We start from the raw sequence: 26238 nt of genomic DNA, 5'->3' as shown, positions 1-26238 counted from the left end.
AAAAAATGTAAAACAAAAAAAAGCGGCAATAGATGCCGCTTTAGATAAATAATTCGTTTGTTTTAAAAATTAGTTTACAATTAGTTTTTTAGTAACCGATTTATTATCGTTTGTTATTTTAACTAAATAAACTCCTTTTTGAAGATTGTTTAACGCAGCAGAAGAACTGTTTGTGTATTCTTTTTCAAAAACTTTTTGTCCTAATATTGAAAATACTTGAACAGAATATTTTTCATTCGAATTTTCGAAATTTATTTTGACATTTCCGTTTGATGGATTTGGATAGATATTAAAACTTTTTTCTTCTAACTCATCAACTCCAAGTGAAGCGGAACAAGTCCATGAAAGATCGTCAAATCGGACACGATTTGAAATTGTGCTATTTCCTGTAATACTTATTATTACGTTTCCGGTTACATTTATTCCTGATATAGTTGTTGTAGTTGCAGTAGCACTATATGGTATAGTTCCAACTTCAGTTCCATTAACATTAAGTTTAAAAGTTCCTGATGTTCCAGAAAAAATAAGTTGGGTGGTAACTGTTAAATCCTTGATTCCATTCCCAACAGAAGAAGAGGTTAGAGAACCATTCCTTATTGTTAATGCTCTTGAATTCAATACTTGATCGGTGCGAGAATCTGTAGCTGTCCATGTTATTCCTGCGTTAGTCCATATTTGTGTAGCATAAGAACTTGCATTTACCGGAATCGTTTGAAAATCTTCAGATGCACAAGAAGTTGTACCAGCTGCAGGAGCTTTAGTAACTCCTTCTACAATACTACTGGCAACTGAAGAATTTCTTTCAGCATCTCTAGCAATGATATAAAAGGAATACGTTGTAGATGCTGCTAAACCATTTACTGTGGTAGTTAATCCTGTTTCTGTAGATTTTAAAGTGCCGTTTACATACAAATCATAACCGGTAACACCAATGTTATCTGTTGCTGCGCTCCAAGTCAAAGTAGCTGTGCTAGAAGTTGTTTCAGTTACTGTTAAGTTTGTTACCGTTGTAGGAACTTCTGTATCGACTGCTTCTATTTTCCAAATATCTGTTGCATAAGTAGGATTATCAATATAAGGATTTCTATTGTTTTGACGCGCATAAATAGCATTGTTACGGGCAATTTCTCTGGCACTTACCGGATCTTGATTGTGCCAAGCCAACAATTGATTTAAAAATGCTGTAGTAAATACTTTATTAGTTGAATTATTGAACATTGGGTAATTGTATCCGGCAACTGTATTTTCGTAGCGAGTGGCAAAATAGAAATACATGCGAGCAATATCTCCTTTAAATTCATCTATTGGTTCAAAAACTGGACCTGTATAACCTGCAGTTGTACTTGCTCCAAGTTTGCTTCCATTAAGAGTAGTTTGACTAGCAGTTGCTACTACTGAGTGCGGGTAATTAGACCTGATTCCGTTTACTTTTCCATCTGTAGGCGTAATAAAATGCGCATCCGAAACCATTGGTGATGCTTCGTTAAATATTGATTGCGGTATAATGTGTTCTCTATTGTAACAATCTCCTTCATTTGTATAGTTTCCACATCGTTGTGTAGATGCAATATTATAGGTATAAGGATCTGTTCCTGCAGGATTCTCCGAGTACATGTCTAATACAGAACCGTCGTTTTCAAAAAAATTATCAATATCAGAAGTTTCGTAGGTAACATATAAACCAGCATACGTCTGTACAGTATGGTCTTTTATGATGTTGTATAATTGTGTTTTTAATGCGTAGCCAGTTCCTGTGGCAGTTGTATAATACCCCGCCGGTGCTTGGGCAAAACCTGAAGTGAAAAGAAATAAAAAGAGCAGCGAGTAGATTTGTTTCATAGTCTGATAATGAATTAATTAGGTGTTAAAAATGAATTGGATTTATTAAGCTAAAATTTGGACAAAACTACTATTTTAATTATCGTTTCAGGTTACTAAATGTTTAATTAAATTAAGTTTTTCTCTTATATTTTGATGTGGTAGGTTATAATTCAGGCCCGTTTATTTTGGGAACACTTTGTTTTGATACGCCCCCAAATCTGGCGGTACAGTTCTCGTGTTTCCTATAATATCAAGCGGAATTAAATACGCCGAGCTTCCTTTTGCGAAAGCTGCTGAAGTTTCGTCAATATTGAATTTGTTCTGTGATGTGTTGAAAAATTTCGGGTCTTTATTCAAAATTATAGCATTGTAATGTGCGGTGTCAGTATTAAATTGATAATTGGGATTCGTCGTAAATTGATTGGATACGTTATCAAATTTAATAAGGCAATTGTTGAATTGGTATTCAAAAGCAGCCCCCGTTTTCTTGTTTAAACTCATTTCGTTTGAGTACGACCCATAAATGATACAATTGTTAAATGTGGCTGCGGTTAAATCTTTCACTTCTGGAACTGCTCCCAAAATATAATTGCTTACCAAAACCGCCACTTGTTGTGAGCTGTTCCAGTTATTGTTGAAGGTGGAATGTGTAAACGAATAATTTCCGCCATAAGAACACGCTAAACTGGCTTGTCCGGCATTATTGATAACTAAATTTTCGCCTTTGATTTTTGCGGTCTGCGCCAAAATTCCGTAGTTACTGCTATTGTATATTTGGGTATTTTTGATAGAAACTGTTGTGCCATCATTGTTTTGAATTAACAAACCAATGGTTGCATTTTTAATCGTGAGGTGATTCAATGTATTGTTTGTACTGCCATCAGTAAGCCAAATGGTACCCCATTGTCCCGGTACATCTGAAAAATCCGGTTCTAAACGGTCGCCTTCAAAAATGACTTCGTTTTCAAGCTTATCCGTTGTTGATAATGTTCCATTGATGTTTATCGAGGCATTATTAGCCACAATAAGCCCGGAATTAGCATGGAAATGAACTCTGGTTCCTGCTTCAAAAGTGGCGGTTTTATTCGAAGGTACCGCTGCGTAACCATAAATAACATAGGGCTTGTCATTGGTAAATTGTAATTCATTCCCATTAACAGGATCGTTTTCATCAAGAAAAAATCCATCTATTTTTTCGTCTCCAATAGGAAGTGTTTCTGTAGTTCCGTCAGCAAAACGTTTTGGATACAAGAAGATAGCATCTTGAATCAGTGTTACGAGCTCTACATTTTGAAGATTTTCGCCACTGTCAAACTGAATTTGATCCGTGTATAAAAAATCATTCGAGTTTGCATCAGTAATATTAGCGGTTGTTTCTATGAAAATATACAAACTGTCTTTGGCCAAAAGATCCACATTATTAAAAATTTTCCCTTCACTTCCCTGCATTCCATCAACGGTCATTCTATATTTAGAATTCAAGCCTTTTCCTAATTTAATGCTTGGAATGGTAATGTCGTTTTTACTTTTGTTGTAGACTTTGAGTCGGTATGTACTGGAACCAATGTTAGAGAAAACGGTATCTAAATAAATAGTGTCTTTCGAAAATGTCAAATCACCACTGCTTGCTACAGTCTCAAAATCGGAGCGGCAGGAACAAATAGTAGTTGTAATTACTATAAAAAGCAAAAATATTTTGAGACGCATTTTGTTATATTTTTTGTAAAAATAGGGAAAATCTATTTTCGAAATCAGAATAACAATTGTAATTACTGTTTTGTGACTTATCTTTTAATTATTTTTACATTTTAAAATTAAATAACATGACATTCGACAAAGAAAAGATACTACAATATTGCAATCACGTTTCTAAAAATACCTTAATGCAAACGTTGAATATTGAATATACTGACGCAGGTGAAGATTTTCTTGTTGCAACAATGCCTGTCAACCCTTCTGTACATCAGCCAATGGGCTTGTTACATGGCGGTGCCTCAGTCGCTTTAGCAGAAAGTGTAGGAAGCGCAGCTTCTATGCTTTATGTAAATTCTGAACTAAGTGAAGTGCGCGGAATTGAGATTTCAGCGAATCATTTAAAAGCTAAACGGGACGGAATTGTAACTGCAACCGCTAAGATTGTTCACAAAGGACGAAGCATTCATCTTTGGGAAATACGAATTACTGATGAAAACAATAATTTAATCTCGCTTTGTAAGCTTACGAATATGGTTTTACCAAAAAGAAAAAGCGGAGATAAATAATTGAAGTAATTGTAGCTAAATCCATTGCAGAGTTCAAGGGAGATTGACTAACATGGTTTTGACAAAATCCAAACTAGCAAAATTTCCTGATGTTTTAATAAAATTTATATTTTAAATGAATTAAATATGATTGACTTTTTTATAAAAGTAAAGCAACAAAAAGCTCAAAATTTACCTTTTGTCTTGTACAGAAAACCGAATGATATCAAATTAGTGGGTTTTTTCCAGAATAATGATCATTTATATTTTGCTGAAAACTTTGAAGAAACAGGTTTTGTTTTTGCCCCATTTGAAGGTAGTCAAATGATTCTTATTCCTGAAAATGAATCTATTAAATGGAAAACTCTAATCACTTCTTTTAAAGAAAATGAAGGTTCTGATTTTACAGATTCAGAGGATAAACAAGCTAAAGAACATTTTGAAATTCTTGTTCAAAAAGGGATTGATGCTATTGCAAAAGGGACTTTGAAAAAAGTAGTTCTATCTAGGAAAGAAATAGTGGATATATCAAATTTTGATTTAGTTTCGATTTTCGAAAAATTAATTCAAAGTTACCCAACTGCTTTCTGCTATTGTTGGTTTCATCCAAAAATAGGATTATGGATGGGCGCAACACCAGAGCGATTATTGAAGGCTAATAATAGCACCTTTTATACAATGGCATTAGCCGGAACGCAAAAACTTCAAGGTACGACCGAAGTGGTTTGGGGGAAAAAAGAAATGGAAGAGCAGCAGTTTGTTACTGATTTTATTTTAAATAATCTTAAGAATCTTAGTTCAGAAGTGGCTGTTTCGAGTCCTTATACATTACAAGCAGGAACTTTAGCACACATTAAAACTGATATTGAAGGGGTAATAAATGATAATTCAAGTTTGAAAGAAGTCGTTTCTGTTTTGCATCCAACGCCCGCCGTATGCGGATTGCCAAAAGATGCAGCTCAGGATTTTATTATTGAAAATGAAGGTTACGACAGAGAATATTATACCGGTTTTTTAGGGGAATTAAACAAGGAAGGGTTTAATAAAGAAGAATTGAAGTCTGATTTGTATGTGAATTTGCGATGTATGCAAATCAAGATTGATTCTAATCTTGAAAAGACAAAAGCGTATTTGTATATGGGGTGTGGTATTACAAAAGATAGTATTCCTGAAAAAGAGTGGAAAGAAAGTGTCAATAAATCTGTGACAATGAAGAAAATATTAGATTTGCAGTAGTATTTGCAGCTTAAAAAATTAAACAAAAATATAGTTAACGAATTATAGATGAAATTAGATATACTTGCTTTTGGTGCGCATCCTGATGATGTGGAATTGGGTTGTGGAGGAACTATTTTAAAAGAAATCTCTTTGGGGAAGACAGTTGGAATTATTGATTTGACCCGTGGCGAATTAGGAACTCGCGGTTCAGCCGAAATCAGAGATCAAGAAGCAAATGCTGCTGCAAAAATCCTAGGTGTTTCAGCGCGTGAAAACTTAGAAATGAGAGATGGTTTTTTTGTTAATGATGAAAAGCACCAATTAGAGATCATAAAAATGATTCGTAAGTATCAGCCAGAAATTGTTTTGTGTAATGCAATTGATGATCGTCATATTGATCATGCAAAAGGAAGTAAATTGGTATCTGATGCTTGTTTTTTATCTGGATTAATGAAAATTGAAACTACCTTAGAAGGAGAGCGACAAACGACTTGGCGACCGAAATTAGTCTACCATTACATTCAGTGGAAAAATATAGAGCCAGATTTTGTGGTTGACATTACAGGTTTCACCGATAAAAAAATCGAGTCAATCTTGGCTTACGGTTCTCAGTTTTATGATGCAAATTCAAATGAACCGGAGTCGCCTATAACTAGTAAAAACTTCTTAGAAAGCCTGAATTACCGTTCTAGAGATTTAGGAAGGCTCACAGGAATAGATCATGCTGAAGGTTTTACCGTGGAAAGATATTTGGCAGTCAATAGCTTAGGAGATTTGATGTAAATTTCATGTAATTTTTTAAAAAAAATATTTGCAGAAGTAAACTTATGTCGTATATTTGCCACCGCTAAGCAAATGGTGGTTGTAGCTCAGTTGGTTAGAGCATCGGTTTGTGGTACCGAGGGTCGCGGGTTCGAGCCCCGTCTCCCACCCAGAAAGCAAAAGCTTCGAAGAAATTCGAGGCTTTTTTTGTGGGGTAAAGTTTCGTGAGATTATAACACAATTTTATTGGCTTGAAAATTGTAAAAGGGAAATCGTATTAGAGGAAATGAAGAAGTCATCTGGAAATTTAGGATTAAACGAATTAAGTAGATAACTTTTCGGATATAAATTACTGTTAAGAGTTATATTATTTGTTTTACATATATCGTATTTTCTTTTGTGTATCTTTGGACGCATTGTATAATTAAATCAACCTAAAGTAAGCTTTCAAAATTTTAAATATTATTTATATAATTTAATGGAAAACGAGAAGATCAATTCTAAAATTCTTAAAAGTAATTACATTCCAACAGCCGAGTTTTATAGCCAAATAATTGATAGTTTACAAGATTATTCAATTTTTACTCTTGACAATGAATTTGTAATTAATAGCTGGAGTTCAGGTTCAACCAAAATATTTGGATATGAACCAGACGAAATTATAGGACAGCATTTTGATGTGATTTTTACGGAAGAAGACATACAAAATGGTATTCCGCAAACAGAAATTCAAGCTGCATTAGTAGAGGGAAGAGCTACGGATAACAGATGGCACATTTGTAAAGACAGAAGTATTTTTTATGCTTATGGTTTGGTTTTTCCACTTACTGGAATTGATGGTGAGATGTTGGGTTATGTTAAAATCTTACGAGATTTGACTGAGAGAAAGAAATCAGAAGATGCCATAAAGAAATATGTAAAAGAACTGGAAGACCTTAATACACATAAAGAGAATGTTCTTGCAATTGTTTCTCATGATTTAAGAAGTCCGTTATCCGGAATTATCGGAACGGCAGAATATTTGAAAACAAATCTGGACAGATTGGAATCCACAAAGGCAAAAGAAATGCTTGATTTACTTCATAAAACGGCAGTAGATGAGTTAAACATGCTGGACAATTTAGTGGAATGGGCCAGAATAAAATATGCATCGGAAGTGTTCTCTCCAGCAAAAATTGAGCTTTTTGATTATGCACAAAAAGTTTTTGAATCATTGCATGACGCAGCTGCTTTGAATTCCATAAATCTCCGTAATGAAATAGGACCTAATATCAGTGTTTTTGCAGATGGTAAAATGTTACTTTCTGTTTTTCAAAATATAATTTCTAATGCTATTAAGCATTCTTTACCTGGAGGAGAAATTATTGTTTTGGCAAAAATTGAAGCCGAAAGAGTATTAATTCAAATAAAGGATTCTGGAATTGGAATGTCAAAAGACGTGCAAAGCAAACTCTTTACACCTCAAATGAGTACGCTTTCTAAAGCAAGGAAAGATAACAAAGGTGCTGGAATTGGGCTGTTATTAGTCAAAGGATTTGTAGAGAAAAATGATGGGGAAATATGGGTTGAAAGTGTGGAAGGAATTGGTTCATCTTTTTATTTCACATTGCCTCTTGAGGAACCTTTGCATAAAATTGATAGCGTTGATAAAATAGAATTTGACGAAAGGGTTTAATTGATTAAATGATAAAAAAAAGAGCTTCGAATTACTTCGAAGCTCTTTTTTTATGAGGTTTACACAAGGGATAGCAGTAGAAATCCTTAATAGTCTCGTTTTTTAACGTGACTATAAAGATTGTAACGTATAGCCCGACCAAACTGTAGCGCTAGCGAAAGCGTGGATGTGCCCAAATGCTCTATCTATTTTTTATCTACAATAGGTCTTTCGGTACGGTTTGCCAGTTCCCAAGCGGTTACAAATGCAAATTTGGCTCTTTTTGTTAACGCATCGTATTCAATTTTGTCAGGACTATCTGTTGGTTTGTGATAATCAGCATGAACTCCGTTGAAAAGGAATACAGACGGAACGCCATTTTTAGCAAAATTGTAATGGTCAGAACGCTCATAGAAATGGTTTGGATCTTTAGGATCATTGTATTTATAATCTAAATCCAAATTAGTGTATTTAGCGTTTGCAATGGTGCAAATATTATCTAAATCAGTCGATAAGCGGTTTGCGCCAATAACGTATACATAATTGTTGCTGCCCGCATGTGCTTCATCACGACGGCCTATCATGTCAATATTGATGTCGGTAATGGTGTTTGCTAATGGAAATAAAGGGTTTTCTGAGTAATATCTGGAACCATGCAAACCGTGTTCCTCGCCGGTAACGTGAAGAAACAGGATAGAGCGTTTTGGACCGTGACCTTCTTTTTTAGCGATTTGGAATGCTTGTGCAATTTCAAGTAGCGCAACTGTTCCTGAGCCATCATCATCAGCACCGTTGTAAATTTCTCCATTTTTTGCACCTACGTGATCGTAATGGGCAGAAATTACAATAACTTCATTTGGTTTTTCAGAACCTTCGATATAGGCCCAAATGTTTTCGGAATCCGGTAAGTTTTCATTGCGTTTGGCATTTAAGAAAGCTGCCGGGATTTTTTGGTAATAGTCAGAAGCGGCAGTTGGAAAAGGAACGGCGTTTTTCTTGTATTGATCGATGAGGTAAACACCTGCTTTCTTTTGTCCTGAAGATCCTGTTTCACGGCCTTCCATTTCATCCGAAGCGACAATGTAAAGGTGTGTTTTTAATTCGTCAGCAGTAATTGTATTCATATATTTTGTAGGGTCGGTATTTGCTATACTGACTTTTTGAGTGGTACAGCTCATGGTTAAAACAACCATTAGACCTAATAAAGGGATTTTTTTCATGTTTTTTAATGTAAATTGATAAATGTATAAATGGCAAAAATTGATAATATAATAATGATTAATATGAAGTTGATGAAAAATAGTAAACTACTTTTTAGAAAGGAGATAAAGCGGGTTTCTCCATAAAAACGATGGTGCGCCGGAAAGAAATAATAAACCATCCAGCCAATTCCTACGAAATTAGTGATTACCTGTATGAAAGTTACAAGACCTAGTTCTGAAAATGGAGTCAATCCTTTGTTCATAAGAAATAATAACAAAAACAGCAATAACAAAAAGGAAAAGTAATGTAAGGTGAAAATCCCATGATCAAAGTAATACCAGCGTTTCTTGTTGTGGAAAAGCCACAGAAAAAAAGCAAAAATTGGCATGAATACAAACAGAACTTTGGGCAAATTATGGGTAAAGGAACTTATGAATTTTTCAATAATTTCGCTTTGGGTATTATTTTCTTTAACGATTTGGATTTTTTTATTCATCCAATAACTAAAATCAGATAATTTTTCTGACTCAGGAGCATGCTTTTGAATAGAGTCTAATTGTTCGACGGAATCATATCCAAAATTGATCAATTCATCCTCTTCATTTGAAGCAGTTTTACTTTTTTTAACGGAATCATTTTTGGATATAGTATTTTGAAATGATTTGTTTTTGGTGGTAAAGATAGCTTCCTTTTCGGTAGTTTTTTCTGAAGAATTGATTTCACTAGGAAAAATGGCAATCAATAGAAACGTAATAAAACTTATAAAAATGTACAATCTGACAGGAGCCAAATAAGACAATCGTTTTCCGGAAAGGTATTCTTTAGTTAGTGCAGAAGGCTTGAATAAAAGATTTTTTATGGTTCTCCAAAAAGCGTTTTCATAATGTGTTAAATCCTCAAAAAAATGAACAAAGAGGTGATGAAACGTCTTTCGGGTATCAGTATTTTCTTGCCCACAATTAGGGCAGAATCTATTTTCAACCACATATCTGCAATTAAGACACGTTTTGTCGTTTCTGATTTTACTTTTTGACATAAAAAAAACAGTATAAATTCTAGAATTTTGTTAAATTTTAATCTATAAAACTAACAAAAAAACCGAACTTATACTGTTTTTAAAAAATATATTTAAAAAATTATTTCAAAACTTCTTTTAAGAAAGAATTCATACGTTCCCATGAACGTTTAGCAGCTTTTTCGTTGTAAGCGGCTCCTTTAGAATTATCATTCCCAGCTTCAGGTTCTGTAAAAGCATGTACTGAATTAGCGTAATAAATCATTTCCCAATCCGCTTTTGTATCTCTCATTTCTTGTTGAAAAGCAGTTACTTCTGCAGCTGGAACATAAGGGTCATCAGCACCGTGAAGCACTAAAATTTTTGCAGCAATTGGGTTGTTTACTCGTGCAGCATCTCGTCCTAAACCACCATGAAAAGAAACTGCTCCTTGGATTTTCATTCCTGCTCTTGCAGCTTCAAGTACGCCAGTTCCCCCAAAACAATAACCTATGACAACAATATTATCTGGATTTGCACCTGCTTTCACTAATTGGTCTAAAGCAAGTTGAATGCGTCTTTGATAATCAGCTACATTATTTTTGTAAATACCAGCTTGCTTTCCAGCTTCTTGCGTGTTTGTTGGGTAGTTTCCTTCACCATAAATATCAGCTACAAAAGCATAATAGCCCATGTTTGACAATTTTTCTGCAGATTGTTTGGAATGCGTATCAATTCCTTTCCAAGCGGGAAGGATTAAGATTCCAGGTTTAGTTTTGCCTCCTTTTTTAGGTGCAATTGACAAACCATTTAATTTTTGATTTCCATCCGTGTACTTTACTGCTTTCAATTGTGCAAATGCGCCATTGGAAAGCAATAGAAATCCTAATAAAGCAAAGAAGATATTTTTCATATTGGGTGTTTTTATTTTTACAAATGTCTCAATTAATTAGTCCAAAAATTAGGGCTTTGATTTTTTTAATTTATAACTGTATATTTAATCTTTATGATGAGGAGTTAAAAAACTATTCGCCGGGATGATACGTTTTTTCGGCATTTTTTTGAACATCATCTTTATAAAATAATACATCCTTAAATTGTCCTTTTCGGTACATTTCAGCCTGATCATAAAAATGTTTCGATTTTGGATCTCCACTGTTTCCGCCTGCCAGTAAAGATTTTGCTTTTATTTTTGTTCCAAATTCTACTGCGCATACAAAACTATTACCGTTAGTCCCGTAGCGCTTTTTGGTATCTTTTTGATAATTGCTTTTATAAGCGGGTAAACTTCCCCAAAGTGCGGGTCCGTATCCAATAGGTAAGCTCTCCAAGGCATCATTATAATTCATAGCAATCTCGCCGGAAGTTCTCTGGAAACGATTGATTTCTCCCCAAGGAATTTGCCAGGTTCCAAATTTCATTTTCAATTCGTTTATAACTGTTAGTAGTTGAGGAAGCAATTGGTCTGGTGTTGCATTTTTTACAAAATTACGCGTGTTTTCCACTTGGTCCATTTCGCCTTCATTAGTATATACTTTTTGAATAATTGGGTTTAATCTATAAGCCCATTCCACAGCTAAGGTTGTCGCAACAGAATTCTCTTTGGCATAATAATCCCAATTTTTCAATATCGTTATTGGTTCTGACAGTTCTGTGTAAAGCGGATTATTGGCACTGATGTTTTTTTCGAAGCTGGAAATTAAAGCTGGAATTAAAAATTCGAAAGCGGTCAGTTTCGTGTCATAACCGTCGGTAATTACTTTGTCTAATGTATAGGTATTGCCTTTACTTAATAATCGAACCGCATTCAATCCTCTGAAACTTTCTCCATCTGGCGCCATGTAAGGCAAATAGTTTTCCTCTTTTGGACTATTGTCACCAGCCACGGTATAGGGCGTCGAATTACAGTTTTGTAACCAGCCGTTTATGGGATTATAGGAATGAACTGTTTCTGAAACTTCGTGTAATCCTTTCCATTGCGTTGCCGGTGTTGTGCCGTCCATCACTTTTGACCAATTCAGTTTTTTGTCTCGAATAGGAATAAAATTCCCATGCCAGTAGGCAATATTCCCTTCTTTATCCGCATAAACAGTATTGTTTGAGGTATTGGCTTTCAAATTCATTGCCGTTTTATAGTCTTCAAAACTTTTTGATTTTGTTCTCACCCAGCTTTGTTCCAGACTTTTCATCGAGCGATTATTCGATTTCAAGCTAATCCATTTTCCGTCTCTTTTGGCCATGATTGGACCGTGATTGGTGTAATAGGTGTTGAATGTTTTAGGGACCAGTTTCCCGTTTTCAAGATACTTGATGGTTATTTTTTTTTCGATAACCGGAACTAATTTATTATCGTATTCGTAAAATAGTTTGTTGTTTTTGGTTACGATTTTCTCGGCATACATATCGGCTACATCCACATTTGAAGAGGTATGCATCCAACCGCAGTTTTCATTAAATCCTTGGTATATAAAAAATTGTCCCCATGTTACTGCTCCGTAGGCATTCAATCCTTCTTCACTGCTCATTTGTATTTCTGGTCGAAAATAAAACGAGGTATGTGGATTAATGTATAAAACTGCACTTCCCGATGCTGTTTTAGAAGGAGCAATTGCAAATCCGTTGGAACCAGTTTGTACGTCTTTTTCACGTTCTATGTAGGCCACTTTATCCGTGTTTCCGGAATAAAAAGCTTTCAATTCTCCGGTTGAAAGATCAGCGGTACTGATTGCCCCGATACTTCCGTCTGTCCAAAGTAATGGAAACCAAGGTTCAAAATGAGTCAATAAAGCGGGTTTTACTTCGGGGTGATTGTATAGGTAAAAGTTGATTCCGTCCGCATAACTGTTTAATAATTTTTTCAACCAAGGCGCTGCTTTTTTATAATCGGCTTTTGCTTCTTCGGTGTCAATTAAAATTTTAATTTCTAAGTCATTATATAAAACCGACTGTCCTTTAATTTCTGAAAGGCGTCCTAGTTTTTCAATGTAATTTAGTTCTACCCGTTTAAAATCGTCTTCACATTGTGCGTATAGCATTCCAAAAACTGCATCTGCATCGGTTTTGCCATACACGTGTGCAATTCCCCAATTGTCTCTGATAATGGTTACTTGTCGTGAGAGTTTTTTTAGTCTGACTATTTCTTGGTTTGATAACTTTTGTGAAAACATGGAAAAACTAAAACAAAAAACTAAAATTGTAAGCGGCAAATGATTCTTGAAATATTTCATTTTATTGAGATTATATTAGAGACTTACATTTCGTTTAAATGCGCAACCCAATTCGATTATAGAATCGGTTTTGGCTATACCTGGAATAGTATCTATTTTTTCGTATAGAACTTTTCGCATGTGTTCATGATCCCTGGCAATAATTTTTATGTAAAGGGTAAAAGATCCTGTGATGTAGTAGCATTCTGTTATTTCTGGAATGTTTTTGAGTTCTTCAATAATCCTGTCAGAATCTTGATCTTTATTTAAAGTAATTCCGGTAAATGATCCCCAATCGTAACCTACTTTTTTTTCATTGATTACCGGTTTTATTCCAGTGAGTATTCCTTGTTCTATTAATCGGTTGATGCGTTGATGCACCATGGTGTTTGATATTTTTAAATTGGATGCAATGGCTGAATAGGCCATTCTTCCGTCTTTTTCTAATTCTTTGATAATATTGATGTCGAATTCGTCTAATATATCCATGTTGGTTTAATTATAAATGATGCTTTTGTATTTGTATAAAAGTACTTATTTTTATTTATTTTGAAATGCATCTGTAAAATGAATTGTTAATTTAAAAATGACTTATTTTTAATCTAAATTAAGAAAATATTTTCAAATAATATCTTTATAAAAGTCAAAAAAATTATTTTTATTGGTAAATTAAAAAAAAATAGTAATTTTGTACTTTATTATATTAAAAAGAAATATCATGACTCATACAGAACAAAATCTTTCTTCAAAATCTGAAGCGTTGATAGCAAAAGAGAATCAATACGGAGCTCACAATTACCATCCTTTACCTGTAGTTTTAGAAAGAGGCGAAGGTGTTTATGTTTGGGATGTGGATGGAAAAAAATATTATGATTTTTTATCGGCATATTCTGCCGTAAATCAAGGACATTGTCATCCAAAAATTGTTGGAGCCATGATAAAACAAGCGCAAACATTGACTTTGACTTCACGTGCTTTCCATAATGATCAATTAGGACCGTATGAAGAATATGTAACCAAGTATTTTGGTTTTGATAAAGTATTACCCATGAATACTGGTGCAGAAGCAGTGGAAACTGCTTTGAAATTATGTAGAAAATGGGCATATGAAGTAAAAGGAATTCCTGAAAATCAAGCGCAAATCATCGTTTGTGAAAATAATTTCCACGGAAGAACAACAACAATCATTTCATTTTCAAATGATGAAACCGCCCGTAAAAGCTTTGGACCATTCACTGCCGGATTTATTAAAATTCCATATGATGACGTTGAAGCTTTGGAAAACGTATTAAAATCAACTAAAAATATAGCAGGTTTTTTAGTGGAACCTATTCAAGGAGAAGCTGGAGTTTATGTTCCTACCGAAGGGTATTTGGCAAGAACTAAAGCACTTTGTGCAGCACACAATGTTTTATTTATTGCTGATGAAGTGCAAACAGGAATTGCCCGTACCGGAAGATTACTGGCAACTTGCGGAAATTGTGAGTGTAAAAAGGGATGTGAAAATAATCCTGAAGTTAAACCCGATATCCTTATTCTAGGGAAAGCAATTTCTGGTGGTGTGTATCCTGTTTCAGCAGTTTTAGCGAATGATCACATTATGAATGTCATTAAGCCTGGACAACACGGCTCTACTTTTGGAGGAAATCCAATTGCTGCTGCTGTTGCTATTGCTGCGCTTGAAGTAGTAAAAGAGGAAAATTTGGCACAAAATGCGGCTTACTTAGGCGAAGTTTTAAGGACAGGACTTAATGAAATTGCCTCTAGAAATCCTTTGATTACATTAGTTAGAGGAAAAGGATTATTGAATGCCATTGTTATCAATTGTGATGAAGAATCTGATTTGGCTTGGAATATTTGTATGAAATTCAGCGAATACGGATTATTGGCAAAACCAACACATGGTAATAAAATTCGTTTAGCACCACCATTAGTAATTACTGAATCTCAAATTCAGGAATGTTTAGGTATTATCGAGAGAGCTTTAAACGATTTTAGGTAATTTAAACGATAATGGAAAAAGCGATAAAATTAATAAAAAATAGATCTGACATAGGTGCTGGTACGCGAGGATCTGACCTAGGGATTGATGCTATCGAAATTGCTGCTATTAATAACAATAGTGATTATTTTAATCAATTTGAATTTGAAGATGTAAAAACACACAACGAATCCATTTATGATAAAAATCGAAGTACGTCTGCCAAAAGAATTGAGCATGTTGTAGAGCAGTGCACCAGAGTTTGTAATGCGGTAAAGAAAAATTTAGCAGGGAATTATTTTCCAATTGTTTTATCAGGAGATCATTCTTCTGCATTAGGGACTTTAAGTGGAATAAAAGCAACTTTTCCGGAGCAAAATATTGGCGTGTTTTGGATTGATGCCCATGCTGATTTGCATTCGCCTTACACTTCACCATCTGGAAATATTCACGGAATGCCATTGTCAGCGGCTCTTGGCGATGATAATTTGAGTTGTCAGAATAATGATGTAGCTCCAGAAACCCAACAACATTGGGAGGACATGAAAAATATAGGCTATAAGGGACCGAAAGTTTTGGCAGAAAACTTGATATATTTTGGAGTTCGTGATACCGAAGAAGAGGAAGATAAGCAAATTGAAAAATTGAATATCAAGAATTATAAGGTTGATGAAGTGCGTTACAGAGGATTGGAAACGTGTGTCGCTGAAGCTTTGTCAAAATTAACGCATTGTGAAGTTTTGTATATTTCTTTTGATGTGGATTCCATGGATTGTGATATGATTTCTTATGGAACAGGTACACCGGTTCCCAAAGGTTTTGATCAATACGAAATCATAGCAATTATCAATCAAATTATCCAAACAAAAAAAGTTGTTTGCATTGAATTTGTGGAGGTAAATCCTTTATTGGACACCAAAGGAAATAAAATGGCAGAAACTGCTTTTGAGGTTTTGGAAGCTATAACAACAACACTTGTTCTTCCTATTGAATAGTTTATTTTTTTTAATACATAGAAAAGCCCGAAATCAAATTTTAGATTTCGGGCTTTTTATTTAATGGTTTTTTAAAAGGATATTTTAAAAGGATTAACTTCCATATCCAGGATTTTGCGTGATTTTACTATTTGTATCCGTTTCTCTTAATGGAATTGGGAATACTAAAGTGTTATCATTATATGGAATCAACTCTGATCCATCAGCAAAAACATCAATAGAACCTTTTGTTCTTTTTAAATCATGAATTGCAAAGCCTTCCATTGCTAATTCCAATTCGCGTTCTCTTAAAATAGTAGCTAGGGTAACAGTTATGAAATTTGTCGCACTTGCACGTGTTCTCAGTAAATTGATGTCAGCCACCGGAGTGTTACCAACAAAAGTTCCAGCTCTGAAATTTGCTTCGGCTCTAATAAGGTACATCTCAGCCAAACGAATTAAAGGAACATCTCCAAATTGATCGGTGTATTTAGAAGTCAATCTTCTTCCGTTGTCCGGGTTGATGTAATTAAAATTACGTCTTTCGTCAGCTGGGTCAGTAAATTTTGCTAAATAAGTAGATCTTATTTCGATATCGCCACCACGTCCACCATTGTCTTCGGAAGCATATAAATTTGTCACTTCATTTTCTCCTGTTTGTTTAGTGATTTGTATAGCAAAAATATCCTCACTTTGATTGACATCATGATTGAAAGCATTTGCATATTTAGGAGATAAAGTACGTCCGCTATTTTCAATTACATCATGGGCAGCATCTCTGGCAGCAGGATAATTTCCTTGTTGCAAATATACTCTCGCCAATAAAGCTTTGGCTGCATATTTATCAGCATAAAAACTATTGTCTTCCGGAAGATCATTGTAAGCCAAGTTTAAACCTGAAATTATTAGCGCATAAACTTCATCTACAGTGCTTCTTTCTTTTGCTAAATCAATAGTGAAATCATAAATTGCATTTGGTCTGATAACAACACCTAATTGGGTATTAGCTTGACCTGCTTCATATGGTTTTGCAAAAAATCGAACCAAATCAAAGTATGCCATTGACTTTAAAAAAGTAGCCTCGGCAATCATTGTAGTTTGTCTTTCGGGATCTTGAACTTTATCTATGTTTTCAATAACTGTATTGGCAGCATTGATTATTTGATAGTTTCGAGTATAAATTTGCTGAACAAAAGTATTGTTAACTAAAATTGTTTTAGAATACATTTGTCGGCATTCGCCAAAAGTACCTCTCCATCTAAAATCAGTTGTCGCTGTTATACCAGTTTGTGCCAATAAATCGGCAGAGGTCAATATTCTACCGCCATATACATCACCATCTGCAGCTGTAGCATAGGCACCTGTTAATATGTTAATGATGCCGGTTTCAGTAGTTAATGTTACTGTAGCATCTTCATTTTGTTTGGGATCTATTTCTAATTCATTGTCACAACTTGCAAAAAAAGTAGCGAAGAGAATAAATAGGATTAATTTATTTGATTTCATTTTTCTAATTTTTAAAAATTAATATTTACTCCTAAAGCAATAGTTCTGGATGGTGGAGCTGAGTAAAATTCTTCTCCAATACCTGTATCATCTCTTCTTGCTTCTGGGTCATAACCAGAATAATTTGTAAAAGTAAGTAAGTTAACTCCTGTAGCGTAAAAGCGTACACTACTCATTCCTAAATCTTTTACCGTGTTACCTGGTAAAGAATATCCTATTGTTAAGTTTCTTAAACGAACAAAATCAGATTTGTCTAAAAATCGAGTTGATTCTTGTGTTCCGTTACTTCCGTATAATCTGGCTTGAGGAACATTAGTAATATCACCCGGATTTTGCCAACGGTTTAATTGGTCTATGGTTTGATTGTCAAAATAGTCAGCTGCAACCGATTGGTATTTACCTGCAGAGTTGTAAATACTAGCTCCCCATTCTCCTTGGAATGTAAAAGAAAAATCAAGTCCTTTATAATTAATTGTATTGGTTAAACCAGCCATCAATGTAGGGAAAGGATTTCCTGAAACCACTCTTTTTGCTTCAGAGTAATCGTTAGTTGTTGATTTATCCAAAGATCCATCAGCGTTAGCGGTATTTTTTACAAAAAGGGCATCTCCATTCGCAGGATCTACTCCAGCATATTCTACTAAGTAAAAGGAAGAGATATTTTCTCCCACTCTGTTAATCGTAAATGAGCTCACAATATCTTGATTGTTATTTGGCATTGACAATACTTCAGATTGGTTGGTAGTTACATTAAAGCTAGTATTCCATTTTAAATTATCTGAATCAATATTTTTTGTATTCAATGTAAATTCAACTCCGCTACTTTGTACTTCTCCAATATTTTGGTTGATTGTAGTTGCTCCGGAACTTATTGATAATGGAACACTAAAAAGTAAGCCATCCGTATTTTTTTTGTAATAATCGGCTTCAATGCTGATGCGGTTTAGCAAACCAAATTCAACACCAAAATCAACTTGAGTAGATTTTTCCCAAGTAAGATCATCGTTCCCAGCTTGAGAGAAAGAAAGTCCTGATTTTAAGTTATAAGGATTTGATCCGTACAATTGGCGTGAAGCAAAATTACCCAATTCGGCATTACCTAATTTACCCCAGCTTCCTTTTAATTTTAAGAAAGTCAAAGTAGGATTATCTTTTAAGAAGCTTTCTTCAGACATGATCCATCCTGCAGAAAATGCCGGAAAAGTACCAAATCTATTGTTTTTACCAAAACGGGAAGAACCATCACGACGGATACTCGCTTTGAAGATGTATTTGTCATCATATGAATAGGTAACTCTACCAAATTGCGATACAAATGTATAATCAGTTTCATTTCCGGAACCACCAGATACTTCAGCACCTCCATCAACAGTTTGGAAAGAATCATTTGGGAAATAGATACTAGTTACACTTTGAAACCTACGGTTGAATTTATTAAACTCCATACCAGCAACCGCATTTACGTCATGTTTTTCACCAAAGGTTTTGTCGAAAGTCAGGTAATTACTGTAAATATAAGTTTCATTGTTTACAGAAGTAGCAAAAACTTCTCCGTCAGTTGCCATAAAAGGGGAGTTTTTACCATACCAAGCATCCTCCGTTTGTGATAATAAGTCATAGGAGAAATCAGAATTTACTTTTAAAGAAGGAATGATTTTAAATTCTCCATATGCTTTACCGGTAACTCTTCTCATAATTGTTTTCCAGAACGAATTGTCAATAGCCAATAAAAAGTTAGCGTACAATGTATTTGGATTTGCCGTTCCGTCATCTAAACGAGCAGGAGATAATGGGGATTGTGCGACAGCCTGTAAAGGAGTAGTAAAGGAGTTGTCATCCTGCACACGATCAATTTCTGATCTGGAGAAACTTAAATTCATACCAGCAGTAAAACGATCCGATATTTTGTGTGACACGTTTGTTCTTGCGGTAACTCTTTCTAATGCATTACTGTTTATAATACCAGTTGTATTGTTATAAGCTCCAGAAAAGAAATATTTTGTGTTGGCATCACCTCCGGATACTGAAAAATCAGCATCGGTGTTGAATCCGTCTTGGAATGCAGTTTCTTGCCAGTCAGTATCTACTTCTCTGTTTCTCCAATCTGTACCTTGAGCTAAGAAATCAAAAGTATCTTCAGCTTCAGCGGCATCACCAAGTCCATTAATAGATGCTTCAGTGAATAACTCTACATATTGATCTGCATTCAACCATTTTCTTTTGTTAGTAGCTTGACTAACGCCTTGTGAAAGGTTGATAGAAAACGTTCCTTTTCCTTCTTTTCCTCTTTTGGTAGTAATCAAAACAACTCCATTTGCACCTCTAGCACCGTAAATTGCGGCAGAAGATGCGTCTTTAAGGACATCAATAGATTCAATTTCGTTAGTACTTAAAGTCAATAATGGGTTAGTTGGCGCTCCATTACTTGATTCGTTTGAAGTAACTAAAGGAATTCCATCTAATACATATAAAGGTTGTGTTCCAGCGCTGATACTTGCAGCACCACGAACACGAATATTTATTCCTCCATCAACTTTACCATTTGTCTGTGTGATTTGTACTCCGGCTAATTTACCAACTAAGGCATTTTGAACATTGGATACCGGAATTTGTTGGATGTCTTTTGCTGTAACGCGGGCAATATTATCGGTTAATTTCTTTTTACTTTGAGTACCGTAACCTACTACAACAACTGTTTCTAATTGATTTGAGGCATCACTCAATTTAAATAACATCGAAGAAGATGCAGGAACCTCAATAGTTTTCATTCCTACAAAACTGACAATCAATAGTTGACCTTTTTTAGCAGTAATGGTAAAATCACCATCAAATCCAGTTTGGGTACTAATGTTGGTCCCTTTTACAATGATATTTGCACCTGGAACGGGCAGTCCACCCATGTCAGTAACTTTACCCGACAATGTACTTTCTTGAGCAAATGTCAATTGTACAGTCAGTACAATGAGTAAACTCAAAAAATGCTTCAAATTAATTTTCATTTTTGGATTATTTAAGATTAGTTAGTCAAATATCTAAATAAAATGTTAATTAACGAAGTTTTTGTATTAAAAATCTCTTGTTTTGATGTTTTTTGTCAATAATTTAAAATTTAAAATCTAAAAAAATGGTATTCGTAAAAATATCGGTTTAGTGCGTTCAATATTGGACTGCATTATTTTTAGTAAATCAGATTTGAAGGTATTTTGTGTACTGTAATATCAGGTGAGAATAAATGAGAAGTTTAAGCTTTGTATAAAATTATTGAAACGAATTATTATTTCAGTTTGAAAGATTTTATGTATTGCAATTTTTGGTTAAGCAGTTTTAGTGTAATATTTTTTCTTCAACCAAAAGGCTACATTTACTAGAATAATCAAAGCTGGAACTTCTACTAATGGACCAATAACTCCTGCAAATGCCTGTCCGCTATTGATTCCGAAAACGCCAATAGAAACTGCAATTGCCAATTCAAAATTATTTCCGGATGCGGTGAAGGAAAGCGCAACGGCATCTCTATAATTGGCTCCAATTTTTTTGGAAACAAAAAACATCAGGAAAAACATAATAGCAAAGAAAATCACAAGTGGAACGGCGATTCTAACCACATCCAAAGGTAAATCAACAATCATTTCGCCTTTTAGACTGAACATGACAACTATTGTAAAAAGCAAAGCAATCAAAGTAATGGGAGAAACAAACGGAATAAATTTTTGATTGAACCATTTATCGCCAATGAATTTCTTGATGGCAAAGCGGCTAATTATCGCTAATGCAAATGGAATGCCTAAATAAATCCCAACTGTTGTGGCAATTTGGGCAACCGTAATATTTAATTCCAGGCCTTTAATTCCAAATAATGGCAGCATGATTTCCAAATAAAAATACGCATACAATCCAAAAAAGAACACTTGAAGCAAACTATTAATTCCGATTAAGCCCGCTGTTAATTCCCTATTTCCTTCGGCTAATTCATTCCAGACAATCACCATGGCTATGCAAGGAGCAATCCCAATTATGATTAAACCCGTCATGTATTCCGGATAATCTTTTAAAAAGAATGTTGCCAATGAAAACATTAAAAACGGACCAATAATCCAAGTGATGAAGAAAGAGGCGGTGAGTAATTTTGGCTTTTCAAACATTAAAGAAATTTTTGAAAAATCAATTTTAGTCAAAGGTGGATACATCATCACTATTAATCCAATTGCCAGAGGAACATTGGTCGTTCCACTTGAAAAGGAATTGATAAAGCCGCTGCTAGAAGGTATAAAATAGCCAATGGAAACCCCAATTATCATTGCCAGAAATATCCAAAGTGTCAAGTAACTATCAAGGAAGTTTAATCTTTTTTTATGTAATGCCATTAGTATGATTTTATTTTGGAGAATACATAAAACATTTCGGTTGCAATTTGTAAACTGCGTTCCTGATATTTTTCTGCTTGTTGAGGAGTATTATCAAAAGCTTTTGGATCTTCAAAAGTGATTGGAATACGTATTTCAGCACCAGCAATAAATGGGCAACCACCGTCTGCTTGCGAACAAGTCAATATCGCTGCAAATTCACTTTGGGGATTAAAATCATCATCATAGGTTTTTGAAAAACCAATAATAGGATGTTCATTCTCCGCATATTTTATGGCATAAATGGGATTATTACCTGCTGCAATGATTTTGATTTTAAAGCCAGATTGTTCCAATGTTTTGGCAGCTATAGGAAATAATGCCGTGGCTTCGGTTCCGCCAGAATAACAAAATACATTTTTTATATTGAAATGTGCGGCTGCAGTTTGTGCCCAAACCTGTGATAAATGACTTCTTCTGGAATTATGGGTGCAAATCAAGTTTAGCCTGATTTCTTGCTGATTGGATGTTTTTGCTTGAATAAAATCAATCAGTGGTTGCAAAATAATTTTTCGCTCTGATGATATACTTTCAAAATCAAAAGCAGAGATTATTTTTTCAATTTCTGGAAATAGAATGGTTTTGGTTAGTGTCATTTATAGTTTTAAAATTAGCAACAGCCTCCGCCGGGAGTACAGCTATTAGTTTGGCTTGAAATTTCAGATAATTTTACTTTTTGTTTTTCTACTGGAATGCCACATTGGTCTTGGGCTAAACAAGCTGTTTGTTTATTCAAAAGAGTGAATACTTTTCCATTGAAACCTAAGTCATATTTACCAATCGTTTCTGCTTGGTATTCTACTTCAATTTCGTAATCTTCGATTCCTAATACTTTCTCTGAAAGAGCGATAATATCCAAAAGTTTTTTTGGCTTTAATCGGTGTTCGAAATCATTAGCATCCCATAATTGGAAATTTACTACAGTTTCTTTTCTTACTTTTCCACCGCAGTCAATAAAGTTTTTGGTGATTAAACCCACCTCAGTTACGTGAAAATGTTCTGGAACATAACTGCCGTTTGGTAATACAAAAGCAACGTTTTCAAGCGTGCTCAACTCTTTTTTAATTTCTGATAGTTTCATATGAGTATAATATTTGTTTTTTAAAGGAATATGGTATCGCCATTCCTAAATTATATTGTTTTTTTTTTTTTTGAGTCCTGGCGATTTCATAATTCTTACAATTTAAAAATTAACAGCATTGATTCTTCTTGCTTTCTAAATAGGTATTGATGTGCTGAAAAAAGCCCTTAATTTTATTAAAACCTTCTTCGTTGAGGCAATAACAAATAGCATTCCCTTCAAAATTACCTTTTATAAGTCCGGCATTTTTAAGCTCTTTCAAGTGTTGGGAAACGGTAGGTTGGGCTAGAGGCAGCTCGTTTACGATGTCACCGCATATACAACTGTTCACTTTGATGAGGTGCTGAATAATGGCAATTCGAGCGGGATGACCTATGGCTTTCGCCAAAGTTGCCAATTCGTTTTGCTCGTCTGTAAAATGATCTGATTTAGTAATTCCCATCGTTATATATTTATATTGCAATATTACGATATAGATAAATAAAAACCAAATATTGGAGTATATTTTTTGCTTAAGTTCTTCAATTACCTTTTTGGTTTATGTTAAGGTGATAGTTTAACAGTCATCCTGAAGTTTATGCTTGCAATAGAAAATGGTTTTTAAGTGAAATTTAATGGATAATAAAATCCTATGAAGCAATGGTTTCTAATTTGTTTTCGAAAAATAAGCTTCTAATTTTTATAAATCATCTGATTCACATCCATTTTGATAAAAAATCAATCAAGTCTTCTCTTAATTCTCTAAATAATTTTTCAAATACGGCGATGCTTTCTCGGTGTTTTTTATGGTCTGAAAATTTTTCATGATCAACAGCATTGGGATTTTTTCGCACGGCAGCCTTAAGATAGGATTCGTGACTTTTAATATCATGATTTAAGATGTCTATCTGTTCCTTTTGAATAATCAGTTGATTATGGAAATGATCGGCTAAGGAACGTAACTCTTTAGAAGTATTCTTTTCCGCGACTTCTGTAATCCGATTACCCATAATTTTAAGTTCGTCTTTATAAAACAAAAGTTTGTTTAACCACGTTTTGTGTTCTTCGTGTAATTGATAAATTGTTTTTTTAGTTTCCATTTTTTCTGTCTTTTTTAATAATTTGAAATTAATTGAGCTTGAGTCATTTTTAATTTGATAGAAATAGCAAAAAGCAATGTATTAATGGAAGTTTATTACAAAGCATCAAAGTTTAAATATTTCTTTTGGAATAGCATGAAATCCGACTAGTTTAACTCGATTTTCAATATCGCTTATAGGTATCATTTTCGAAGTGTGAACGGTAAATTCTCTTGGAAAAATTTCAGTATTCAATAAAACCTCTTTTATTCCGTCTAGTTCTAGTAAGCTGGATTTTATTTCTATTAAATCAATGTCTTCAATAGCATTTGTTCCAAAAATTTTACCATGATTACCTGGGATTACATTATCAGTTAGTATACTCATGTTTTTATTTTTTAAGATTAGGAATAGGATAATAAATTGTTGTATTTATGGGTTAAGTAGTTTAAAGTTAGTGATTTATCTTGAATAATTTAAATAATTTAGGTTGGTTTTATTTAAAAATGTTTAACTTAGTGTGTTGAAAATCAATTAAATAAGTGTAATATGAATAATAGAAGCAATAAATTGAATTTTGACAAAAGAAAACCGGGTAAGAAAGATAAAAATGCAATTCCGGATTCTCTTTTATATCCTCCAAGTGAAGATATTTATAACCAATTCCATAAAGAGATGGAAATAGATCCAGAAGATCTTTCGAAAAAAAAGTCTCCTGTTGAAATAAATAATATCCGGGAATTGAATGAGAAAAGTTTCGAAGAGGATGTTTCTGGAGGAGATTTAGACATTCCTGGCTCAGAATTAGATGAGGAAACGGAAAACTCCGGAAATGAAGATGAAGAAAACAACCATTATAGTATAGGTGGAGATAATCATAATGATTTAGAGGAAAATTCTGAAGATAAAATGTAATCAAAGCGTTTGTTGTAAGTTTTAAATACTAATCCTATTAATCATGTCTTTGAGTGAATACAATCAAAAGCGTAATTTTAATTCCACTTTAGAGCCTGAAGGAAAAATCAGGCAGTCATCGACCGAATTGATTTTCGTAGTACAAAAGCATGCAGCCTCCCATTTGCATTATGATTTTAGATTGGAAATGGATGGAGTGCTAAAAAGTTGGACGATACCCAAAGGACCGTCTATGAATCCGGCTGATAAAAGATTGGCTATTATGGTAGAAGATCATCCTTACAGTTACAGAGATTTTGAGGGTACTATTCCGGAGGGAAATTACGGCGCAGGGAATGTTATTGTTTGGGACAATGGAACGTATATTTTAGCTGATGAAGATAGGTTAGATATCGACGAACATAAATTACAATCCGATTTACAAAAAGGACATCTTAGTTTTATTCTTAATGGGAAAAAATTGAAAGGTGAATTTGCTTTAGTAAAATTAAAAACCAAACAGGAGAATACATGGCTTTTGATAAAGTCAAAAGATCAATATGCAAATGATGAAGATGTTTTGCAACAAGATAAATCTGTACTTTCTAATAAGACATTAGAAAGCATGGAAAAGAAGAGTGGTTAATAAAACAATTTGTGCGTTCCTCCATAATATAAAGAAAGGCGATTCTCTTAGTGGAGAGTCGCCTTTCTTTATATTATGGAGTCGGGCTATGTGCTACAAGTCCTCGTTCCGCCAAAAAAAAAGGCGGGACTGTGGGCTTTTCGCTGCTATCCCTAACGCGAACTTTGGATAAGTAGATCTTTTTGTTGTTTTGATGTATATTTTGTGACCTTATATATAGGATAGAATGGGAAAGTGAAGTTTGATACTATATAAGGTAAGAGACAAAATATTTAACCTGTTGTGTTCTTTTGTAGGTATTCTGGCAAGTGGAGCTGTTTTTTAGTGCACAAATCGAAGCTGTAAGCTGTATAAAAGGCAATAAAGCGATAATTTCCTAAGATTTTATAAAGAAGGGAAAGGCAGTTGAAAGTTGCCCATTCTTATTGGAATAGGTGGTTTTGATTTAAAATCACATTCATCGGAAGTTAAAAGGCAGTTTATCATAAAAAACTTTGTGTTTCAAGAATCATGTTTTCAGCGAGTTAAAGGATAGGTTAAGAAAACATGAAAAAAAAGGTTTAGAAAAGCTTGTAAAAGCGAATAAAGGATGTAGTT

At 34.1% G+C, this 26238-nt stretch carries 23 protein-coding genes and 1 tRNA gene; 9 read left to right on the top strand and 15 right to left on the bottom strand.

What is annotated here, in order from left to right:
• Positions 1 to 69: 69 nt before the first annotated feature.
• Positions 70 to 1839: an endonuclease gene (locus QLS65_RS00120; protein ID WP_282713573.1), complete on the bottom strand. Its 1770-nt coding sequence runs from the start codon at positions 1837 to 1839 to the stop codon at positions 70 to 72.
• A gap of 162 nt (positions 1840 to 2001) precedes the next feature.
• Positions 2002 to 3528 (bottom strand): hypothetical protein, encoded by a 1527-nt coding sequence (locus QLS65_RS00115; protein WP_282714423.1) that lies wholly within the window; start codon positions 3526 to 3528, stop codon positions 2002 to 2004.
• Between the two features lie 116 nt (positions 3529 to 3644).
• Between QLS65_RS00115 and QLS65_RS00110 the strand changes: the two genes are divergently transcribed.
• The 5 genes from QLS65_RS00110 to QLS65_RS00090 all read left to right on the top strand — a co-directional run bounded on the left by QLS65_RS00110 (position 3645) and on the right by QLS65_RS00090 (position 7716).
• Positions 3645 to 4082: a PaaI family thioesterase gene (locus QLS65_RS00110; RefSeq protein ID WP_282713575.1), complete on the top strand. Its 438-nt coding sequence runs from the start codon at positions 3645 to 3647 to the stop codon at positions 4080 to 4082.
• A 126-nt stretch (positions 4083 to 4208) separates the two neighbouring features.
• Positions 4209 to 5297, top strand: a complete 1089-nt coding sequence (locus tag QLS65_RS00105) for a chorismate-binding protein (protein ID WP_282713576.1) — start codon at positions 4209 to 4211, stop codon at positions 5295 to 5297.
• A gap of 48 nt (positions 5298 to 5345) precedes the next feature.
• Positions 5346 to 6062 carry a bacillithiol biosynthesis deacetylase BshB1 gene (bshB1, locus tag QLS65_RS00100; RefSeq protein WP_282713577.1) on the top strand — a complete coding sequence of 239 codons (717 nt, stop codon included), beginning with the start codon at positions 5346 to 5348 and terminating at the stop codon, positions 6060 to 6062.
• 74 nt (positions 6063 to 6136) lie between these two features.
• Positions 6137 to 6212, top strand: a tRNA-His gene (locus tag QLS65_RS00095).
• A gap of 307 nt (positions 6213 to 6519) precedes the next feature.
• Positions 6520 to 7716, top strand: a complete 1197-nt coding sequence (locus QLS65_RS00090; RefSeq protein WP_282714417.1) for a PAS domain-containing sensor histidine kinase — start codon at positions 6520 to 6522, stop codon at positions 7714 to 7716.
• Positions 7717 to 7901: 185 nt separating this feature from the next.
• Here QLS65_RS00090 and QLS65_RS00085 read toward each other — a convergent pair whose 3' ends face one another.
• The 5 genes from QLS65_RS00085 to QLS65_RS00065 all read right to left on the bottom strand — a co-directional run bounded on the left by QLS65_RS00085 (position 7902) and on the right by QLS65_RS00065 (position 13587).
• Positions 7902 to 8915 (bottom strand): M28 family metallopeptidase, encoded by a 1014-nt coding sequence (locus QLS65_RS00085; protein ID WP_282714415.1) that lies wholly within the window; start codon positions 8913 to 8915, stop codon positions 7902 to 7904.
• Between the two features lie 5 nt (positions 8916 to 8920).
• Complete coding sequence (locus QLS65_RS00080) at positions 8921 to 9934, bottom strand: DUF3667 domain-containing protein (RefSeq protein WP_282714413.1); 1014 nt, start codon at positions 9932 to 9934, stop codon at positions 8921 to 8923.
• Between the two features lie 100 nt (positions 9935 to 10034).
• Complete coding sequence (locus tag QLS65_RS00075) at positions 10035 to 10805, bottom strand: dienelactone hydrolase family protein (RefSeq protein WP_282713581.1); 771 nt, start codon at positions 10803 to 10805, stop codon at positions 10035 to 10037.
• A gap of 112 nt (positions 10806 to 10917) precedes the next feature.
• Positions 10918 to 13119, bottom strand: a complete 2202-nt coding sequence (locus tag QLS65_RS00070) for a penicillin acylase family protein (protein WP_282714411.1) — start codon at positions 13117 to 13119, stop codon at positions 10918 to 10920.
• A 15-nt stretch (positions 13120 to 13134) separates the two neighbouring features.
• The gene (locus QLS65_RS00065) at positions 13135 to 13587 is read right to left on the bottom strand and encodes an Lrp/AsnC family transcriptional regulator (protein WP_282713583.1); all 453 of its coding nucleotides are present in this window, start codon (positions 13585 to 13587) and stop codon (positions 13135 to 13137) included.
• A gap of 229 nt (positions 13588 to 13816) precedes the next feature.
• Between QLS65_RS00065 and rocD the strand changes: the two genes are divergently transcribed.
• Together rocD and QLS65_RS00055 are read left to right on the top strand one after the other, a co-directional pair.
• Positions 13817 to 15100: an ornithine--oxo-acid transaminase gene (rocD, locus tag QLS65_RS00060; protein ID WP_282713584.1), complete on the top strand. Its 1284-nt coding sequence runs from the start codon at positions 13817 to 13819 to the stop codon at positions 15098 to 15100.
• Positions 15101 to 15111: 11 nt separating this feature from the next.
• A complete protein-coding gene (locus QLS65_RS00055) occupies positions 15112 to 16074 on the top strand; it encodes an arginase (protein WP_282714408.1) in 963 nt (320 codons plus the stop codon).
• A 93-nt stretch (positions 16075 to 16167) separates the two neighbouring features.
• Here QLS65_RS00055 and QLS65_RS00050 read toward each other — a convergent pair whose 3' ends face one another.
• The 8 genes from QLS65_RS00050 to QLS65_RS00015 all read right to left on the bottom strand — a co-directional run bounded on the left by QLS65_RS00050 (position 16168) and on the right by QLS65_RS00015 (position 24488).
• A complete protein-coding gene (locus QLS65_RS00050; RefSeq protein WP_282714406.1) occupies positions 16168 to 17559 on the bottom strand; it encodes a RagB/SusD family nutrient uptake outer membrane protein in 1392 nt (463 codons plus the stop codon).
• Between the two features lie 11 nt (positions 17560 to 17570).
• Entirely contained in the window at positions 17571 to 20558 is a 2988-nt protein-coding gene (locus tag QLS65_RS00045; RefSeq protein ID WP_282714404.1) for a SusC/RagA family TonB-linked outer membrane protein, read from the bottom strand.
• A gap of 315 nt (positions 20559 to 20873) precedes the next feature.
• The gene (gene arsB, locus QLS65_RS00040; RefSeq protein ID WP_282713588.1) at positions 20874 to 21923 is read right to left on the bottom strand and encodes an ACR3 family arsenite efflux transporter; all 1050 of its coding nucleotides are present in this window, start codon (positions 21921 to 21923) and stop codon (positions 20874 to 20876) included.
• Positions 21923 to 22558, bottom strand: coding sequence for an arsenate-mycothiol transferase ArsC (locus QLS65_RS00035; protein WP_282714402.1), 636 nt, complete (start codon positions 22556 to 22558; stop codon positions 21923 to 21925). The genes arsB and QLS65_RS00035 overlap by 1 nt, the downstream gene beginning before the upstream one ends.
• A 14-nt stretch (positions 22559 to 22572) precedes the next feature.
• Positions 22573 to 23043 carry a DUF6428 family protein gene (locus tag QLS65_RS00030; RefSeq protein WP_282714400.1) on the bottom strand — a complete coding sequence of 157 codons (471 nt, stop codon included), beginning with the start codon at positions 23041 to 23043 and terminating at the stop codon, positions 22573 to 22575.
• A 109-nt stretch (positions 23044 to 23152) separates the two neighbouring features.
• Positions 23153 to 23485, bottom strand: a complete 333-nt coding sequence (locus QLS65_RS00025) for an ArsR/SmtB family transcription factor (protein WP_282714398.1) — start codon at positions 23483 to 23485, stop codon at positions 23153 to 23155.
• Positions 23486 to 23738: 253 nt separating this feature from the next.
• Positions 23739 to 24122: a hypothetical protein gene (locus tag QLS65_RS00020; RefSeq protein ID WP_282713592.1), complete on the bottom strand. Its 384-nt coding sequence runs from the start codon at positions 24120 to 24122 to the stop codon at positions 23739 to 23741.
• A 105-nt stretch (positions 24123 to 24227) separates the two neighbouring features.
• Positions 24228 to 24488 carry a heavy-metal-associated domain-containing protein gene (locus QLS65_RS00015; protein WP_282714396.1) on the bottom strand — a complete coding sequence of 87 codons (261 nt, stop codon included), beginning with the start codon at positions 24486 to 24488 and terminating at the stop codon, positions 24228 to 24230.
• Positions 24489 to 24650: 162 nt separating this feature from the next.
• Between QLS65_RS00015 and QLS65_RS00010 the strand changes: the two genes are divergently transcribed.
• Both QLS65_RS00010 and QLS65_RS00005 read left to right on the top strand, forming a co-directional pair.
• Positions 24651 to 25016, top strand: coding sequence for a hypothetical protein (locus tag QLS65_RS00010; protein WP_282714395.1), 366 nt, complete (start codon positions 24651 to 24653; stop codon positions 25014 to 25016).
• 43 nt (positions 25017 to 25059) lie between these two features.
• Positions 25060 to 25641 carry a DNA polymerase ligase N-terminal domain-containing protein gene (locus tag QLS65_RS00005; RefSeq protein WP_282714394.1) on the top strand — a complete coding sequence of 194 codons (582 nt, stop codon included), beginning with the start codon at positions 25060 to 25062 and terminating at the stop codon, positions 25639 to 25641.
• The last annotated feature ends 597 nt before the right edge of the window (positions 25642 to 26238 follow it).

It is taken from the genome of Flavobacterium algoritolerans, from assembly GCF_030010385.1.
Taxonomy (GTDB): domain Bacteria; phylum Bacteroidota; class Bacteroidia; order Flavobacteriales; family Flavobacteriaceae; genus Flavobacterium; species Flavobacterium algoritolerans.
Note: the sequence above shows the minus strand (reverse complement) of the source record. Positions and strands in the feature narration are given on the sequence as shown.